Genomic DNA, 17497 nt, shown 5'->3' with positions numbered 1-17497 from the left:
AGGCAATCACCTTCAATTTTCACATATAGGCTCCAAGCTGCTGTCATAAGTGCGGATTCGATTTCGGCCTTCTCGCTTCGCCTGGTAAAGTGCTCGATCCGCTTGAGATAACAAGGTGCCTGGGCGGCCGTCGACGGAAGCGGTTGCAGTGGATATCCCTATGCTAACCGTGACGATATCGCTAACTTCGGACTCTTTGTGAGGAATATGCTGCGTCGCCAGTGCGTTTCGGAACCGTTCCGCCAATCGAACCGCCGTCTCAATATCCCGGTCGGGCAGCAAAACAATGAATTCCTCTCCGCCGTAGCGGGCGGCCAGCCAGTCAGGCTCTTCGACTTGACTCTTCAGGATGTCCGCCACCTGCTTCAGGCAATTGTCGCCGGCTTGATGGCCGTATGTATCGTTGAATTTCTTGAAATAATCGATATCGAACAGAATCAAGGAGATCGGCCTGGAGGCAAGCGCCAGCCGGGACCATTCCCGTTCCATCGTTTCGTCATAGCAGCGGCGATTGGCGATCCCGGTTAACCCGTCATGCGCCGAAAGCAGCTTCAGAGACCGATTCGAACCGATGAGAGAACGGAGCGCTTCCGTCATCGTGTTGAACGCTTTCGCCAAATCCGCCAGCTCGTCCTTCCCGGAGAAGCGTATGTCCGCGACATGAAAGTCTCCGGCGGCTACTTTTTGAGCCGATTTCTTGATCAACTGAATCCGCCGAATCAAGTAATTCGACAGGATGATGGCAATGATAATGGAAAACAAAATGGCCGATGAAGTCATGATCAAGTTAATCGACCAGATCGTGTTCCCGTAGCTTGTAATTTCATTCTTGTATTGGTCGATTCGGGCTTGCTCGCCTTTATAGAAATCGTGCAGCGAGAAAGCGATCGGATCAAAGCTGTCCATCGTAAACCGCTCCTGCGCTTTATCGACAAGGCCGCTCTCTTTGACCTTCACGATATCGCGTATATCATTGACATAATTGGACCATTTGGATTTGAACCGCTCGATTTGCTTGGCGTTCACGGGATCCGGCGTAATCTCGGACAAACGGAACATCTCCAAATCGACAAACTGCACGGTCGCATCGAATTGCGCTTTGAAGTCGGATTCCGTATAAATTGGCGCAAGCAAATAATGAGCGATGTTGTCATTGGCGGTTCGGGCAAACAGATTCAGCCTTTGGACAACCTCCAGACGTTTTTCGGAAAGCAATATATCGTTGCCCAGCCGAATCATGCGCTGAGACAGAATGGTGGAAATAACCGTTGTGATTACAAATAAAACAATGATGATGAGAAAGCTGGAAACTAGTTTTCCGCGGAGCGTGAACACGAATGCAATCTCCCTCCGAATCGTTGCATTGAAAACATTTATTTGGGTAATCGGTTATACCTCTCTATCATCTTCGCCAAACGCTTCCTGAAACTCCTTCACTTTTGAATACAAATCGGTTTTGGTGAAAAAAGAAGAGGCTGCCCGATTAGGCAGTCTCTTCTTCAGATCAGCGGTCGAGCTTAAGCAAAATCCTCCATGCGGCTTCTATGTTGTCCGCCGCTTCCGAAGGCGTGATCTTCTTCTGCAGCATTTGTCCGACATTGGCCGTGAAATCGCCGAACATCAGGGAGCCTTCCGGAATGCGGGGACGGGGCCTCGCCGAGTTAAGCACTTCCTTAAAGCCCTGAACGATAGGATCGGAAGCAAGGCTGGAATTCTGATATACGCTCAGCCGGCTCGGCAGTGTTCTGGCTTCTTTCACTTGTCTGGCTTGAGATTGGGCATTCGTCAAGAATTGAATGAGCCGATAGGTCTCTTTAGGGTGCTTGCTGTATTTAGATACAACAAGACTATGGCCGCCCGCTGGAGAACCTTGTCCGCCAGGTCCAGCCGGCACCGCAGCGATGCCGAGATTCCCGGGATCCTGAAACTCGCTGCCGGACAGCAAGTCGCTGACGGCCCACGGCCCGTTTACGATCATGGCCGACTTGCCTGACTTGAAGTCGTTCATCATCTTCGCATAGCTGTCCGTGAAATCAGGATACGGCTGCGTGACGCCGTTCAGGCGAAGCTGCAGCATGTACGCTAGTCCGTTGACCGATTCGGCCGATACGAGATGCACCTTGCGGTCGTCGGTGATCGTGTCGCCTCCGAAGGCCCAAATGTAAGGAAGGGCGAAGTAGGAGTCGTCCGACACGTAGATGCCGTATCGGCCTTTGCCCGTTACTTTTTTGGCGACGGCCATAAGTTCATCCATAGTTTTTGGCGGAGCTTCGAATCCGCTCTCTTTCAATATTCGTTTATTGTACAGCAGGGCCGGCGCTTCCACCACCGTAGGAAGGCCATACAGCCTGCCTTTGATTTTGACAGATTCTAATGCGGCAGGGTTGAAATCGGCGGCATCATCGGAGGAGATCATAGAATCTATAGGCTGTAACAGCCCTAGCTCGACGAACTCGGGAACCCAAGAGTTATCGGAACGGAACCCGTCGAGCGTCTGATCGCCGAGCATTGCCGTCTTCACATAGTTGGAAGCGGAGCCGAAGGCGACATCGACGACATTCACCTTGATGTTTGGATGCTCCTGCTCGAAATCCTTGACGCGGCTTTTGAACAGGTCTGACTCCTTCCCGTCGTAGGTGCTTACGAAGGTGAGCGTCACCGGCTGTGCGGTTTCCGTTCGGGAACAGGCGCTTGTCGTGAATAAAGCTATGATCGAGAAGATGAATAATGAATGTTTGAACACGTAGTATCACCCTTAACCGAGGAAATTATAAGCGGAATTTGCCTATGAGTGTTTTCAGTTCATCAGCCAGACCGGCTAGCGCACCGGATGAAGATGAGATTTCCTCCATGGAGGCGAATTGTTCTTCCGTGGAAGCCGCTGCGCTTTGCGTGCCGGAAGCATTCTCGGCCGCAATCGCCGCAATGACGGTGATGCCGCTCACAACGGATTCGGTATCGGCCAATATGTTAGATGTCAAAGAGGTAACGCCTTGAACATCCGACTCCACCTGACGAATCAGCTCCAATATGCCTTCAAAAGACTCGCCGGCAACCTCGATGAGCTGAATGCCTTTTTGCACCTCGAGCGTTCCTTGTGCCATCTCGGCGGCAGCGATACCGGCTTCCTGCTGGATACCGGCGATAAGACTTTGGATCTGGTCGGCAGATACGCGCGACTGCTCGGCTAATTTACGGACCTCTTGAGCGACGACCGAGAAACCGCGGCCTTGCTCGCCGGCCCTTGCCGCTTCGATAGCCGCGTTGAGTGCGAGCAGGTCGGTCTGTCTGGCTATGTTCATAATAAGCTGGGTTGCAGTGCCGATTTGCGTCGCCTGATGCTTCAAACCTTCGATGACACCGGAAAGTTTATCTGTGCTAATTTCAATAATGCGAATTTGGCTAATGGCATTCGTCAGATCGTTCCTGCCCTGCATAGCGGTATTGGAAGTATGGGTAACGGTGAGCAGGGCGGCTTGCCCATTGCTCGCAATCTGACGTGCTCTCTCCGACAGGTATGTAATGGTTTGCAGGTTCTGGCCGACTTGCTCAGCCTGCTGCTGCGTTCCAGCGGTAATTTCCTGCATGATGGAAGCGATATGCTCCGCTGCCTTGCTCGTTTGTTCGGCGCTGGCCTGCAGCTGGGCGGAGGAAGCGGCCATTTGCAGCGATACGGAATCGGCACTGCCGATAATCGAACGCAGCGATTGCGTCATGGCATGAAATGCGGAAGCCAAATCCGCAAACTCATCTTTGCCTTTGAACTTCAACTCTTCCCCCTGAAGATTGCCCTGGGCAATAGCCCCGGCGGATTGGATTAATTTGCGGGTGCGGGTGATCAGGTATTTCGAGAGCAGGAAAGCGATACCGAGTGATAGCAACATGGCGACGCCGACCAAGGTGTAGTTGACGATCGCTACCTGCAGATTCATGGCGCGGATGTCGGTTTTGTACAATTCGATAGTTGCCTGTTCAGCTTTCATAAAGGAAAGCAGCGCGAAGGCGATAGGATCGAAAGAGTCCTGCGCGTATTGCTCTTGCGCGGAAATGATTTCGCCGGCGGCTTTCCGATCCATAATCTTTGTCTTATAGGCTATATTCTGTGACCATAACGTACTGAATTGCTCCAACTGCGTGAGGCTCTCGGGATCTTTGGTCATTTCTTTAAGAACCGCCAGCTCGTTGTTCAAGAACTTGTTGGTTTCTTCGAAGCGTCCTTTATAGTTGGCCATCAGATGGTTAGGTGCGAGCAAATAGTGCGCCCCGTTATCATTGGCCGTACGGGCGAACAAGTTCAGCCGCTGTACGACTTCCATTCGTCGCTGGGATTCGAAAATATCGTTCGTTAAATCGGTAATGCGCTGATTCATGATGGTCGTAATCACTACGGTAATCAGGAACAACGAGATAATGGAGAAGAAGCTTACCAACAATCTGGTGCGAAGTGAAAATCTCAATTTGATGCCTCCCCGGTATTGATTCGATTATCTTTGACTTGTGTCGATCGACCCGTTTTGTGCAAATGTTTGCACAAAAATGCGTCATTTTCAGATGTAATTTTATACGAACAATGCCAATATTGTAAATGGTGCATACAAGAAGGGGAAGGATTGGCAAGTCGCGAAGTGATAAGACTTATGCGGTGGGGAGGGGGGCGGAGGACATCGTTTCGGGAACAGTGGGTAAAGGCTGTTGACCTTTGAAAAAGTGTCCTGCTTCGCTTTGAAAACAAACGTTTGCACATCGAGTAGGAGCATGCTGACCAACCCTGCCTGTTGTTGCATATGCCGGGTGAGTTGTTTGCCGAAGTTCGTGCGATGCAGCGCTTCTCTTGCAGTAAATCCTCTTAGAACGGAACGAAAATCATATCGTAACTCTTGCCAACATGTCCCGAGAGAGGCAGCTTGTCGAGGTAAAGCAGAACGACAAAGACCGCGGCAGATGCCGCGGCCTGGAGTTGTATGTATGCTAGGGCTTGGTTGTTGTTCCCGCCGGTTCGCCGGTTGCTGAAGGTGTAGGATTCGAACCGCTTTCGGCCTGCGGCGATGTTGTCGTCGTCTTTCCCCCGGTGCTTGTCCCGTTCCCCGAAACGGAGCCGGTATTTACACCGGTACCTGTGCCGGTACTCGTACCCGCTCCGCCTGAGGCTCCGGCGCCGGTTCCTGTACTTGTTCCTGCTTTATCGGTATTCGGTACGGCGGCTCCGCTGCCTGCGGCCGGTGTGCCCGTACCCGTCTTATCGCTCGTCGTGCCGCTGCCGGAGGAAGCTCCGGTGCTTGTTCCAGCACCGGTTCCCGTCTTCGAGCCAGGCGCGGTCTTATCCGGCGTTGCCGAATCGCCGCCTGAATCCGTACCGGCGGAAGTCCCGGTACCGGACGTGCCGGTACCCGTCGTTCCTTCTTTTTGAGTGCCTGTAGTGCTCTTCGTGCTGTCTTTATCGGTGCTCTGCGTCGTTGAATCGCCGCTCTTCGTCGTAGTACTGCTCTTTCCGCCGGCGTTCGTACTATTGTTTGTGCCGTTAGTGCCGGTTCCGGTACCAGCTCCACTTGTGGATCCGGAGCCCGTTCCGCTGCCAGTTCCAGTACCTTTACCGCTGCCGGTCCCGGTCGGTTCTTCCGTTTCTTTCTTCGTGGAGGACGGCGTTGTCGTCGTCTTCTTCTGCTGATTCGCCTTCAGCTCGGCCTGGTAATCCGGGTGATCATAAGAGCCGCCGGCATCGATCTTATCCAAGCCGTCCCAGATGCGCTTGTTCTTCACGGTCTCCGGATGATCGAAGACGAGGAATGCCGACGGGAGGCGGCGCTCGCCGTAGCGGGACGAAGGCTTCGAAACCAATTCGCCGTTATATACCAGCTCGGACGAGGCCCCGCCGTCAAGGAAGCCCGCATTGATGGCGCCTTCGGCGAGCAGCAGATCTTGGATCTCGCGCAGCGTCGCCCCGACGCTGTGCGCCTGGCGGCCGTCGACAACAACGAAGATGACCGTTCCGTCCGCCCTCTGTCCGACGGCGGTACGCGGGCCGCGTCCCCAGCCCCCGTCGCCCGAGGTGATGAGCGGCTTGCCGTTGGCGATAACGCGCGGATAGAACATGACCGCCTCGCTAATCCCCATCTTCTGAAGCTCGGGATACGTATACTTGCCGATAACCAGCGTGCCTTCTTTCGTAAAACCTACAATGTGCTGAGGAACGTTTCCGTCCTGATCGATATAAAGCAATTCGCCTCCGGAAATAATAGGACCGATCGGAGCGAAGCCGTTGCCCAGCCCTTCCGGGTCGACGAAGCCGCCGCCGTTGACCCCGGCCACTGCGCCCGTGCGGTTTACCATCGAAGTGATGCGTTCGCCCTCTCCGACTTTGTCCGGAACGACGACGCGAATGGAGCGAGGGTCGTATACGTACATCATTTTCCCTTTCCAGAACTCGCCGGAAACGTCCTTGACCTTCACCAGCTCATCGATCGGCCGGTCTTTGTCGAATTTAACCGCGGAGAGGTCCTGCTTTTCCTTGGCGTGCTCGTCGCTCTGGCCCTGCAGCTTGCGCACCATTTCGTCGCGTTTCTCGGCGCCGACGAAAATCCATGCCCATTCGCGGTGCTGCGTCGTAATGACCGTTTCGGCCAAAAAGATGCGGATCTGCGTACCGAGCGGGGTGTAGAATAAAAAAGTAGATGCTAGAAACGCCAATAAGGCGATAAACGTCAACAACCTTTTGATCCAGCTCCAGCCGCGAACGTGGTTCGTAGTGGCTGAAATCCATTGGAATGCGGTATTCACGGTCGTTCCACTCCTATGTTTCTTTTTCCAAACACTAGCTTTCATTCTATCATAAATCGACAGCATAAACCTATGGAAATTGTTAAAAATCGTTGCAATCATGCTAAACTAGTAACAAAATGGCACGAAAAGCTAGTTCATTAAAGGAGCGCCGGAATGAAACGATACTTTGTGTGGGATTTGCCGCTCGATTTATACGCTGTAGTTTTCATTTTCATAGCTGTACTGGTCGTAATCGCCGCGGCGGCGCGGCGCCGGAGCCGTCGATGAAGCCGAACGCTTACCGCCGCAAGGGTGAATGGCTGGAACTGGCGCTTCCATCTTCTACCGACGAATTTCATGCAGCCAAGGTTTCACAAGTGCTGGGAATTCCTCCGAAATTGTGGGCGAAAATCGAAAAGCAGGGCGGCGTCGAGGCGAGCGGCGGAAAGCTGAGACTGCGTCTATTTCCCAAGCAGCCGCCGGGGTTTGAGCCGGAGTGGCAGCCCTTCGACGTGCTGTTCGAAGATGATTTCTGTCTTGTCGCGGCCAAACCGGCCGGAATGGCGGTTCACCCAACGGAAGCGGCTCAGGCAAATACGCTCGCGAATGCCGTCGCGTGGCACTACGAAGCGACGGGACAAGACGTATCCGTACGCCATATTCACCGTTTGGACGCGGATACGACGGGACCGGTGCTATACGCGAAGAACGAGCTCGCGCAGCTTGTATTGGACGAGGCGATGCGCGCCAAGCGGATCGGACGCACCTATGTGGCATTCGTCAAAGGACTAGTTGAAGAGCCTTATTTACGGATCGATGCCCCGATCGGCCGCGACCGGCATCATCCGAGCCGCCGCCGGGTGTCGCCGGGCGGCGACCCGGCGGTCACGCATTGCGAGCTCATTGAACGATATGCGGCTGCGAGCCTTGTAAGACTTCGGCTGGAGACCGGACGAACGCACCAAATCCGCGTCCACCTCAGCTCAATCGGACATCCGCTGCTCGGCGATACCTTGTATGGCGGGCCGGCGGCGCTAATTGCGAGACAAGCGCTGCACGGCGAAGCGCTGGAATTCGAGCACCCGTTCACCTCCGAACCGATCCGGACGGAGGCGCCTTGGCCGGACGATATGCTCGATTTGGCTGACAAGCTGCGCCGCTCTTAAGCAAAATAATAGTCATGGCCTCCAACCCCCATCCATATATTTGATAAAGACAAGAGGTCGGCTTCCGCCGCTGCATGAGGCGGGAGCAGGGATGGAAGGAGGACTAGGCAAAGTGTCTGAACAACAATCGGGCTTGAGATTCGATATTTATGAGAGGGTACATCTGGACGATCAGGCGCGCGGAATTCAGGAGCTGGACGAGGTTGAGCTCGTTCCGCATATCCAGGTCGTCTCGCAAAGCGATTTGGCGGTGCTGAAAGGATATTTGCAGCTTAGCGGCTCGTATTTGTCCGAAGGGGATGAGGGCAGGAGAGCGCTGGAGCATCAAATTCCCGTAGAAATTACGCTGCCGCTGAGCCGGGTCGGCAATGCGCAGGATTTGTTCGTCGAAATCGAAAATTTTGATATCGACCTGTTGTCGCCGCGCAGCTTGAACGTAACGGGAGTGCTTTCGCTGCATGGCGTGGAAATCGCGTCAGCGGCGCAGGAGCCGGAATGGCGGGCGGAAGAAGAGTTCGTATTCGTACACCGGCCTGAGGAGCGCGCTGCTGAAGAGCCGCAGCCGACGATTATCGAAGAGGAGCCGGACGATCGCCACCTTCCTGCTTCGCAGGTATTTATCGCCGAAGTGGAGCCTCAGGCTCAAGACGTCGAGCAGGACGCGCCGGCAGCCGCGCAGCCGTCGGACGAAACGCCGGAGCAGCAAAGCGTGGAAGCCAATGCGAACGAAGCGAATGCGAACGAATTCGCGGAAGCGGTAGAGGTGTTCGCTCCCGAAGTGCCGGCGGTCGAAGAGGCCGAGCTGCAGCCGGAAGTGGAAATCCATGCGGAGAAGAAAGATGTAAAGGTCGCATTCGGCAGCAAGAAAGTGGCCGAGATGGCGCAAGAGGCGGCAGTCGGCATCAAGTCGCTGCTGCAGAAGAGTACCTCCATCTTTCAGGAACGGCGCCGCGCTGCAGCGGAAGCCGAAACGGCGCAGGCCGCCGCGGAGCCTCCCCGCTCGGAAGGCGTCGAGTGGAAGAAGCTGTTCCTGAGCCCCGCGGCCGACGGACAGGAGTTCCGGAAGCTCAAGATGGCGATAGTCCAGAAGGAAGAAACGCTGGAAACGATCGCCCAGCGGTATCAGATCAATCCGCGCGAGCTGCTCCTGCTCAACCGGCTGCAGGACAGTAACGTTTCCGAAGGCCAAGTGATTTACATACCGCGCTAGCCTTATAATGAAAGCGAACCGGGCCTTGTCTGCTGAGCAGCAGTCAAGGCCCGGTTATTTGCGCGCTTATGCTTTGCGTTGGTTGTCAATGTACGCTTCGAAATCAGCCGCATGGCGCTTCGGCTGTTTCGCCAGCGTACGGGCTGCGCCATATGTTGCCGTATCGGGGGCAGCCAGCTAGCTGTCCCAATCGATGGGGGCCTATACGACGCCGAACAGCATGCCGAGATAGAGCAGGAATAGGGCAAACAACACAAACACGTCAAACGGATTCGGAAAAAACAGCGTACGTGCAAACTGAATACAGATCAGCGGGAACAGTACCGACCGGACCGCCGGCCGAATGCGCCACCACCATTGTTGCACCCGTCATCACCGCCTTCGAATTGTCTGTTTTATATGTATGAAGCTTGTCAGGCTGGTTATGCTGGAACATATAGCGCATTTCCGACAGTCCCGCAAACGGCAAATGTTGACTCTCCGAATAAATCTGGATATCATAAGATATATTGTATACGTTCAACGACTTGGAACGGGAGGAGTAGGCTGCCGTTTCTCCTGCAGAGAGTGAAACCGTTCGTCAGCGAGGCGCAAGCCGAGCCGACGTCAACGCTGCAAGGTTTCACAGGTAGAAGCCGCCGAAGTCGCCCCGGAGTCGCCGCCGCCGAAAGCCTTCAGGCTTGTAGACGGGGCCGGATCACCGCCGTTACCCGGTGCGAAGTGCCGTCGGCAGCACGCGAGGTCTGGAGCTCGCGGATGATGCGGCGGAATAAAGGTGGTACCACGGAAGCGAACTCTTTCGTCCTTTACAGGCGATAGAGTTTTTTTTATTCCAGAAAGTATAAGTTTCACAGGGTGATATGAGCTTGCTGATGTCCCCGCAAAGTAATCGGATTACGCTGCGAAGCATTTCGTTACTTTGAGGGGCGGGTATAGCGGTTGCTCATCGTCGAAATAACTTCGCTTGAAGTTTTTCTCATATTTTTACGGATGAAGAGAGGGTGCAAATCACAATGACGGAACAGACGAAGACACCGGAGGCAGGCATGCCGACGCAGTACGATCCGAAGACCGCAGAGAAAAAATGGTACGATTGGTGGCTGGAGCACGGCGTATTCGAAGCCGGCAAGCGTCCGGACGCGGAGCCGTACACGATTGTCATTCCGCCGCCGAACGTAACCGGGATGCTGCATATCGGGCATGCGCTCGATAATACGCTGCAGGATATCATTATCCGCGCGAAGCGGATGCAGGGCTACGATGCGCTCTGGCTGCCGGGTACGGACCACGCCGGCATCGCCACGCAGGCCCGGGTGGAAGCGAAGCTGCGCGAGGAAGGCGTATCCCGCCACGATCTCGGACGCGAGAAGTTTCTGGAGAAGGTATGGGAATGGAAAGAGCATTACGCCGGCACGATCCATGAGCAGTGGGCGAAGATGGGGCTGTCGCTCGACTATTCCCGCGAACGGTTCACGATGGACGAGGGCTTGTCCAAAGCCGTGCGCGAAGTGTTCGTTTCCTTATATGAGAAGGGCCTGATCTACCGCGGCAAACGGATTATTAACTGGGACCCGGCGGCCCGCACCGCCCTGTCCGACATTGAAGTGGAATATAAAGAAGTGCAGGGCGCTCTGTACCACCTGGAGTATAAGCTGAAGGACGGCAGCGGCTCGATCGTCGTGGCGACGACGCGTCCCGAGACGATGCTCGGCGATACGGCGGTTGCGGTGCATCCGGAAGACGAGCGCTACAAGCATCTGATCGGCAAAATGCTCGTGCTGCCTGTCATCGGCCGCGAAATTCCGGTTATCGGCGACGAGTACGTCGAGAAGGAGTTCGGCTCCGGCGCCGTGAAAATAACGCCGGCTCACGACCCGAACGACTTCGAGGTCGGCAAGCGCCACGATCTGCCGCAAATTCTCGTTATGGACGAGACGGGCACGATGAACGCGAACGCAGGCCCGTACCGGGGGCTGGACCGGTTCGAGTGCCGCAAGAAGCTCGTTGCCGATCTGAAGGAGCAGGGCGTCCTGCTCAAGATTGAAGAGCATACGCATCAAGTCGGCCACAGCGAGCGCAGCGGCGCCGTCGTGGAGCCGTACTTGTCCACGCAGTGGTTCGTGAGCATGGCGGGCCCTTCCGAACGCGCGGCAGCTGTGCAGCGGTCCGACAAAGGTACCCGCTTCGTTCCGGAGCGGTTTGAGAAAATTTATTTGCAGTGGGTCGAAAGCTCCCGCGACTGGTGCATTTCCCGCCAGCTCTGGTGGGGTCACCGCATCCCGGCATGGTATTGCGGGGATTGCGGCGAAACGATCGTTTCGCGCGACGACGTTACGGTATGCCCGCACTGCTCGGGCAGCAAGCTGAATCAAGACAACGACGTGCTCGATACGTGGTTCTCGTCGCAGCTGTGGCCGTTCTCGACGCTGGGCTGGCCGGATGCCGGGTCTGCGGACATGAAGCGTTATTATCCGACGAGCGTACTCGTAACCGGCTACGACATTATCGGCTTCTGGGTGGCGCGGATGATTTTTGCGGGGCTCGAATTTACCGACCGGATGCCGTTCAAGGACGTGCTCATTCACGGTCTCGTGCGCGACTCGGAAGGCCGCAAAATGTCCAAATCGCTCGGTAACGGCGTCGATCCGTTCGACGTTATCGAGAAGTACGGCGCGGACGCGATGCGCTTCATGCTGTCGACAGGCTCGACGCCGGGGCAAGACCTGCGCTTCCATTGGGAGAAGGTCGAGCAGGCGCGCAATTTCGCGAACAAAATTTGGAACGCGTCGCGCTTTGTGCTGATGAATCTGGAAGGCTTCGAGCTGGCTGCGGACGGATTGGAGCGGATGGCCTCTCATGACGAGCTCGGTACGGCGGACCGCTGGATTCTGCACCGCCTGAACGAAACGATCGCCGACGTTACGCGGCTGATCGACAGCTATGAATTCGGTGAAACCGGGCGGATCCTCTATAATTTCATTTGGGACGATCTGTGCGACTGGTACATCGAGTTTGCGAAGCTGAGCCTGTACGGCGGCGAGCCGGCGCAGAAGAAGCGGACACAGGCCGTGCTTGCGCATGTGCTTGACAAGACGATGAAGCTGATTCATCCGTTCATGCCGTTTCTGTCCGAGGAAATTTGGCAGCATCTGCCGCACGAAGGCGATACGATCGTGCTGGCGGCGTGGCCGTCCGTCGACGCGAAGCTGGAGGCGCCGGGAGCGGTGCGCGAGATGGAGCAGCTGATGGACGTCATCCGTGCGGTGCGCAACATCCGTGCCGAGGTGAACGTGCCGATGAGCCGCAAGGTCGAGCTGCTGATCAAGCCGTCCGGCGACGATACGCAGAGCATCCTGAAGCGCAACGCCGAGTACGTGCAGCGGTTCGCCGGAACGTCGCGTCTGGAGATCGACACGGCGCTGACGTCGCCGGAGAAGGCGATGACGGCCGTCGTTAGCGGCGCCGAGCTGTTCCTGCCGCTGGCCGGGCTGATCGACATTTCGCAGGAAGTGGCCCGTCTTGAGAAGGAGCTGCAGACGCTGCACGGCGAAGTCGAGCGCATCGAGAAGAAGCTGAGCAACGAAGGCTTCGTCTCCAAGGCGCCGCAGAAGGTCATTGCTGAGGAGAAAGCCAAGCTGGCCGATTACGCCGATAAGCGTGACAAAGTAATTGCCCGTATTGCCGAGTTGAAAGGCTAGTTTCAAAAAAAGCGATATCGAACCGGGTTCCTTCCGTATGGAAGGTGCCCGGTACCATTTTACTAAGATAAGGGTGTGAGCCCTACGGCTACTTCATATAACGAATCAACGTTTGCAACGCCTCGCGAGGCGATCGATTGGATTACGGGACTCGTTTCCTTCGGGATCAAGCCGGGTCTGAAGCGAATGGAGCTGCTCATGGAGAAGCTGGACCATCCGGAGCGCCGGCTGAAGTTCATTCATGTTGCGGGGACGAACGGCAAAGGCTCGACGTGCGCCTTTCTCGCTTCGGTGCTGCGCCGCTGCGGATACGATGTCGGAACGTTTACGTCGCCGTATTTGACCAGCTATGCCGACCGGATTCAATACAACCACGAGCCGATTCCGGAGGAAACGCTGCTGACGCTTGTCAATGAGCTGAAGCCGTACGTCGACGAGATTGCCGCAGGGGAGTTCGGCTCGCCGACGATGTTTGAAGTCAGCACGACGCTTGCTTTGATGTATTTCGCGCGGGTTACGTTCCCCGATTACGTCGTGTGGGAGACGGGACTTGGTGGAGAGCTGGACTCGACGAACATCGTTACGCCGGTCGTGTCGGTCATTACGAACATCGGTCACGACCATATGGACGTGCTTGGCGACTCGCTGCAGAAGATTGCGGCGGCTAAGGCGGGTATCATCAAGGCGGGGGTGCCGGTCGTCACTGCGGTTGAGCAGCCGGAGTGCCTGGAGGTCATCACGGACGTGGCTGCGGCCAAAAAAGCGACGGTGTATAAGCTGGGTAAGCAATACCGAATCGAACCGAAGCGGATCGAGCTTGACGATCAGGCAATGGACTGGGAAGGGCCGTTCCGGGCAGTGAAGGACGTGCATATTTCTCTTAATGGGGCTCATCAGCTGAAGAACGCAGCCGTCGCCCTGATGACGGTCGAGGTGCTGCGTCAGTATTATGCGCTTATCGTCGAGGACGAGGATCTGTATGCGGCGCTGAAGGAGACCCGCTGGCCGGGAAGGCTGGAGCTTGTGTCGGAGCAGCCGCGCATTTTGCTCGACGGAGCCCATAACCCGGAAGGGGCCGAGATGCTGGCCGCCGCGCTCGCTTCGACTTACAAGTATAATAAGCTGTATTTTATGATGGGGATGCTGGCGACGAAGAATCATTCGGGCTATCTCAGGCATATACTACCATTGGTGGATACACTTATTTTGACCGAACCGGATTTTCACAAAAAAGGGGACGCTGCCAAGTTGGCGGAGCTGGCCCGGGAGCTGCTGCACGACATGGACCGTCACGTGAGCGTCATCGTCGAGCCCGATTGGATGCGCGCGCTCACCTTACTCAAGGAGGCGACGGGCCAGGACGATTTGGCGGTAGTGTCCGGCACGCTGTATCTCATCTCCGACGTACGTTCATGGCTTTTACATCAAACCGCATCGGAAAAAGGATGGTGACCTACGCGTGAACCCATCGGAGCACGTTCATTTTATCGGGATCGGCGGTTACGGCATGAGCGCCATCGCCAAAGTGATGTTGGAGATGGGCTATCAAGTGTCCGGCTCCGACCTCGCTCAGCATGAGCTGACGGATAAGCTTCAGGCGAAGGGAGCGCGCGTATTTTTCGGCCATGAAGCCGGCAACGTGCAGGGGGCGGATCTCGTCGTCTACTCGACGGCGCTAGCCAAGGATAACGTCGAGATGCGCGCTGCGGAAGAGCAGGGCATTCCGATTATTCATCGCTCGCAAATGCTCGCCAGGCTGATGAACGAGCGCAAGGGCGTTGCGGTTGCGGGCGCGCACGGCAAGACGACGACGTCGTCGATGATTGCGCTGGTAATGGAAAATTGCGGGATGGACCCGACCTTTATTATCGGCGGCGAAATTATGAACGTCGGCAGCAATGCGAAGGCCGGCAAGGGCGAGTATGTCGTCGCGGAAGCGGACGAAAGCGACGGCACGTTCCTGCAGTATCACCCGGAGCTTGCGCTGGTGAACAATATCGAAGCCGACCATTTGGAAAATTATAACGGCGACTTCGAGAACTTGAAGAAGGCTTACGCACAGTTTTTGAGCCAGGTTCGCGAGGGCGGCAAGGCGATCGTCTGCAAGGACGACCTGTATATCCGGGAAATGATTCCGGCGATTCGAAGCGAGGTCATTACGTACGGCATCGAGTCGGCGGATGCGGATTACGTCGCCTCCAACATTCGGCTGGGCGACCGGAAAGTAGCGTTCACGGTAACGCGGCGCAGCGGCGGCGGGACAGCAGGGAATGCCGCCGGTGAAGGCGAGGTGCTCGGCGACATTCAGCTGTCGGTGCCGGGCAAGCATAACGTCTATAATGCGCTGGCAACACTGATTACGTGCCTCGAGGCCGGGCTTACGTTCGAGCAAGTTGCGGAAGCGATTACCGATTTCCGCGGCGCGAAGCGGCGGTTCCAGGTGCTCGGCGAAGTGAACGGTATTCTCGTCATCGACGATTACGCGCATCACCCTACGGAAATTCAAGCGACGATCGCGGCGGCGAAGGCGACCGGCAAGCGGATCATCGCGGTGTTCCAGCCGCAGCGCTACACGCGCACGTATTATTTGCTGGAGCAGTTCAGCAGAGCGTTCCCGGAGGCTGACGAAGTTATTATTACGGACATTTACTCTCCGGCCGGCGAGCGTCAGATCGAAGGGATCAATTCGGCGAAGCTGGTCGAGCTGATCCGGTCGAACAGCAACGATCGCGTCCGCTATATTCCGACCCGCGACGAAGTGCAAAGCTTCTTGTCCGGCTACGTGAAGAGCGGAGATCTCGTGCTGACGATGGGGGCGGGCGATATTTGGAAAGCGGCCGACGGGCTGGCGAAGGAGCTTCGTGCGAAATCTTCCTGATCGGCTTGGACGAAGCCGGCGCTAGATTGGTAAGTAGATAGAGTCGATTGCGGCGGATGGACGCCTCGTACCCGGACAGTCCGGGCTCGGGGCGTTATTTTTTTTCCGGCCGGTTTGCGTGGAACGGTCATAATCTCTCGATGGCGCTCATAGTCTAGTACTAGATTAAAGAGACAAGGGAGCGTAATGATCATGATGAAATCGAATTCCGGCAAAGCCAGAATTACGTATCGGTTTGAGGGACAAGGCCGCAGGGAGACGCGTAAGGAAGAGCGCAAGGAGACTGCCCGCAAGCCGGAGCCGCAGGTAATTCCTCTCTATCAAGAAGAATTTCAAGTCGTGGCCGACGATACGATGCGCATGGAGGCGGTCGAAGAGCCGGCAAACGGCCGGCGGGAGCCGCTGATATTGAACGAGTTCCGCACCGATTTCGGGGAATACCGGAGCCCGTTCGAAGACGAGACGGAGCGGGTGGAGCGGATCATCCGCGAGTACAACGAACGGATGAACGGGGAGACCGGGTATGTGGAGACGGCCCGTCCGGATTCGGCGGCCCCATCTCAGGCAGCGGCAGGTCCGTCCGCTTCGTCCGCAACGTCTGCTCCGACGGTTCCGGATTACGCGTCTCAAATGAGGGATGGAAGAGAAACGGATATGAGCAATTGGATCGGCGCAGAAGGCGGCTTCGGCGCCCGTAACGGCCGCAAGCGGAAGAGCGAGGCGGAAGCGGATTGGGCGGCGCACGAGAGCGGCCATCATGACTTTTATCGCGAGCCGTTCGCCGGCGGGTACGAAGGCTATAGCCGCGAGGACAGGCCCGGCAGAATGGATCATGAGGCCGGTTATGAGCCGCGGCCCGGTACCCGCTATACACGGTCGTCAACGCCGCCTCCCTGGACACGGATCGTTTTGTCCGTAACCGGGGCGGTTGTAACCGGCGTTTTGTTCGGATTCGTAGTCCTGTCGATGTTTACTGAAGATACGCTGCCGTTTCGCTTGCCGGGACTCGGGGGGCAGACGCCTGCGGCCGTTACCGGAGCTGCTGCGGGGGGGACGGCCGGACAGCAAGGAGCCGATAAGGCCGCTGCCTCGGGGAGCATCACGGCGGAATCGGTCGTGGCCGTCAACTTGCCGGCAAGGTCATATTCGTTCCTGCAGAACGGCATCTTCAGCTCCGGTTCCGCCGTTCAGGCGGCTGAGGCGGAGCTGAAAAAGAAAGGCTATGCTGCGGCGAGCATGGCGGAGTCTGCGGAGAAGACGACGGTATTCGCCGGCTTCGCGCTTCAGAAGGAGGAGGCGGCCGAGCTGCGCAGCAAGCTGCAGGCGAACAAGGTGGACGCCTTCGTCAAGGCGGTGAACATTCCCGCCGCGCCGAAGCTGAAATGGGACGGCAAGGCGACGGCCGGAGAGCTGTCCACGTTTTTCCAGCAGGGCAATAAGCTTACGCAAATGATGGCGGGGCTCACCGTGCTGCACTTGCGGGAAACGACGCCGACAGCACTGGAAGACTCCACGATGAACGGGCTGAAGTCGAGCTATCAATCGTGGGTGGCCGCAGCCACCGCGGTGAAGAACGGAGCGGCGCCAAATGCAGAACCGGCGCTGCAGCGGATGTCGAGCTCGATGAACAGCGCCGTACAATCGCTGGAGGCGTACAAGAAGGCGCCTTCGACAGGGATGCTGTGGAACGCGCAATCGGCGCTTATGCAGTATGTGCTAGCGGAGAAAGAGCTGCTGACGGCGATTGCCGTTCAATAAGGAAGCTGTCGGAAGATGCAAAGCGCCCGGC

General features: G+C 56.5%; 11 protein-coding genes. 6 read left to right on the top strand and 5 right to left on the bottom strand.

Annotation, left to right across the window (positions count from 1 at the left end; genetic code table 11):
• Positions 1–12: 12 nt before the first annotated feature.
• The 4 genes from ACFFK0_RS09080 to ACFFK0_RS09065 form a co-directional block, all read right to left on the bottom strand.
• Entirely contained in the window at positions 13–1335 is a 1323-nt protein-coding gene (locus ACFFK0_RS09080; RefSeq protein ID WP_377469812.1) for a diguanylate cyclase, read from the bottom strand.
• A 169-nt stretch (positions 1336–1504) separates the two neighbouring features.
• Positions 1505–2743, bottom strand: a complete 1239-nt coding sequence (locus ACFFK0_RS09075) for an extracellular solute-binding protein (RefSeq protein WP_377469811.1) — start codon at positions 2741–2743, stop codon at positions 1505–1507.
• A 25-nt stretch (positions 2744–2768) separates the two neighbouring features.
• Positions 2769–4457: a methyl-accepting chemotaxis protein gene (locus ACFFK0_RS09070; RefSeq protein ID WP_377469809.1), complete on the bottom strand. Its 1689-nt coding sequence runs from the start codon at positions 4455–4457 to the stop codon at positions 2769–2771.
• A 511-nt stretch (positions 4458–4968) separates the two neighbouring features.
• Positions 4969–6774, bottom strand: a complete 1806-nt coding sequence (locus ACFFK0_RS09065; RefSeq protein WP_377469808.1) for a phosphodiester glycosidase family protein — start codon at positions 6772–6774, stop codon at positions 4969–4971.
• A 266-nt stretch (positions 6775–7040) separates the two neighbouring features.
• Here ACFFK0_RS09065 and ACFFK0_RS09060 point away from each other — a divergent pair, with 266 nt between their 5' ends.
• The gene (locus tag ACFFK0_RS09060; RefSeq protein WP_377469806.1) at positions 7041–7922 is read left to right on the top strand and encodes an RluA family pseudouridine synthase; all 882 of its coding nucleotides are present in this window, start codon (positions 7041–7043) and stop codon (positions 7920–7922) included.
• Between the two features lie 112 nt (positions 7923–8034).
• Positions 8035–9132, top strand: coding sequence for a LysM peptidoglycan-binding domain-containing protein (locus ACFFK0_RS09055; RefSeq protein ID WP_377469805.1), 1098 nt, complete (start codon positions 8035–8037; stop codon positions 9130–9132).
• A gap of 201 nt (positions 9133–9333) precedes the next feature.
• On the opposite strand, the gene ACFFK0_RS09050 is transcribed toward ACFFK0_RS09055, so the two are convergent.
• A complete protein-coding gene (locus ACFFK0_RS09050) occupies positions 9334–9498 on the bottom strand; it encodes a YszA family small membrane protein (RefSeq protein ID WP_377469803.1) in 165 nt (54 codons plus the stop codon).
• A 647-nt stretch (positions 9499–10145) separates the two neighbouring features.
• Here ACFFK0_RS09050 and ACFFK0_RS09045 point away from each other — a divergent pair.
• The 4 genes from ACFFK0_RS09045 (at position 10146) to ACFFK0_RS09030 (ending at position 17466) form a co-directional block, all read left to right on the top strand.
• Positions 10146–12830, top strand: coding sequence for a valine--tRNA ligase (locus tag ACFFK0_RS09045; RefSeq protein ID WP_377469802.1), 2685 nt, complete (start codon positions 10146–10148; stop codon positions 12828–12830).
• A 75-nt stretch (positions 12831–12905) separates the two neighbouring features.
• Positions 12906–14282 carry a bifunctional folylpolyglutamate synthase/dihydrofolate synthase gene (locus ACFFK0_RS09040; protein WP_377469800.1) on the top strand — a complete coding sequence of 459 codons (1377 nt, stop codon included), beginning with the start codon at positions 12906–12908 and terminating at the stop codon, positions 14280–14282.
• Between the two features lie 7 nt (positions 14283–14289).
• Positions 14290–15708, top strand: coding sequence for a UDP-N-acetylmuramate--L-alanine ligase (murC, locus tag ACFFK0_RS09035; RefSeq protein WP_377469799.1), 1419 nt, complete (start codon positions 14290–14292; stop codon positions 15706–15708).
• 192 nt (positions 15709–15900) lie between these two features.
• Entirely contained in the window at positions 15901–17466 is a 1566-nt protein-coding gene (locus tag ACFFK0_RS09030) for an SPOR domain-containing protein (protein WP_377469798.1), read from the top strand.
• The last annotated feature ends 31 nt before the right edge of the window (positions 17467–17497 follow it).

The organism is Paenibacillus chartarius (assembly GCF_042432825.1).
In the GTDB taxonomy this organism is placed as follows: domain Bacteria; phylum Bacillota; class Bacilli; order Paenibacillales; family NBRC-103111; genus Gordoniibacillus; species Gordoniibacillus chartarius.
Note: the sequence above shows the minus strand (reverse complement) of the source record. Positions and strands in the feature narration are given on the sequence as shown.

Excerpts from the sequence above, each read along its gene's own strand:
- ACFFK0_RS09060 (WP_377469806.1), top strand. The coding sequence starts at position 7,041 with ATGAAGCCGAACGCTTACCGCCGCAAGGGTGAATGGCTGGAACTGGCG.
- ACFFK0_RS09045 (WP_377469802.1), top strand. The coding sequence starts at position 10,146 with ATGACGGAACAGACGAAGACACCGGAGGCAGGCATGCCGACGCAGTAC.
- ACFFK0_RS09030 (WP_377469798.1), top strand. The coding sequence starts at position 15,901 with ATGATGAAATCGAATTCCGGCAAAGCCAGAATTACGTATCGGTTTGAG.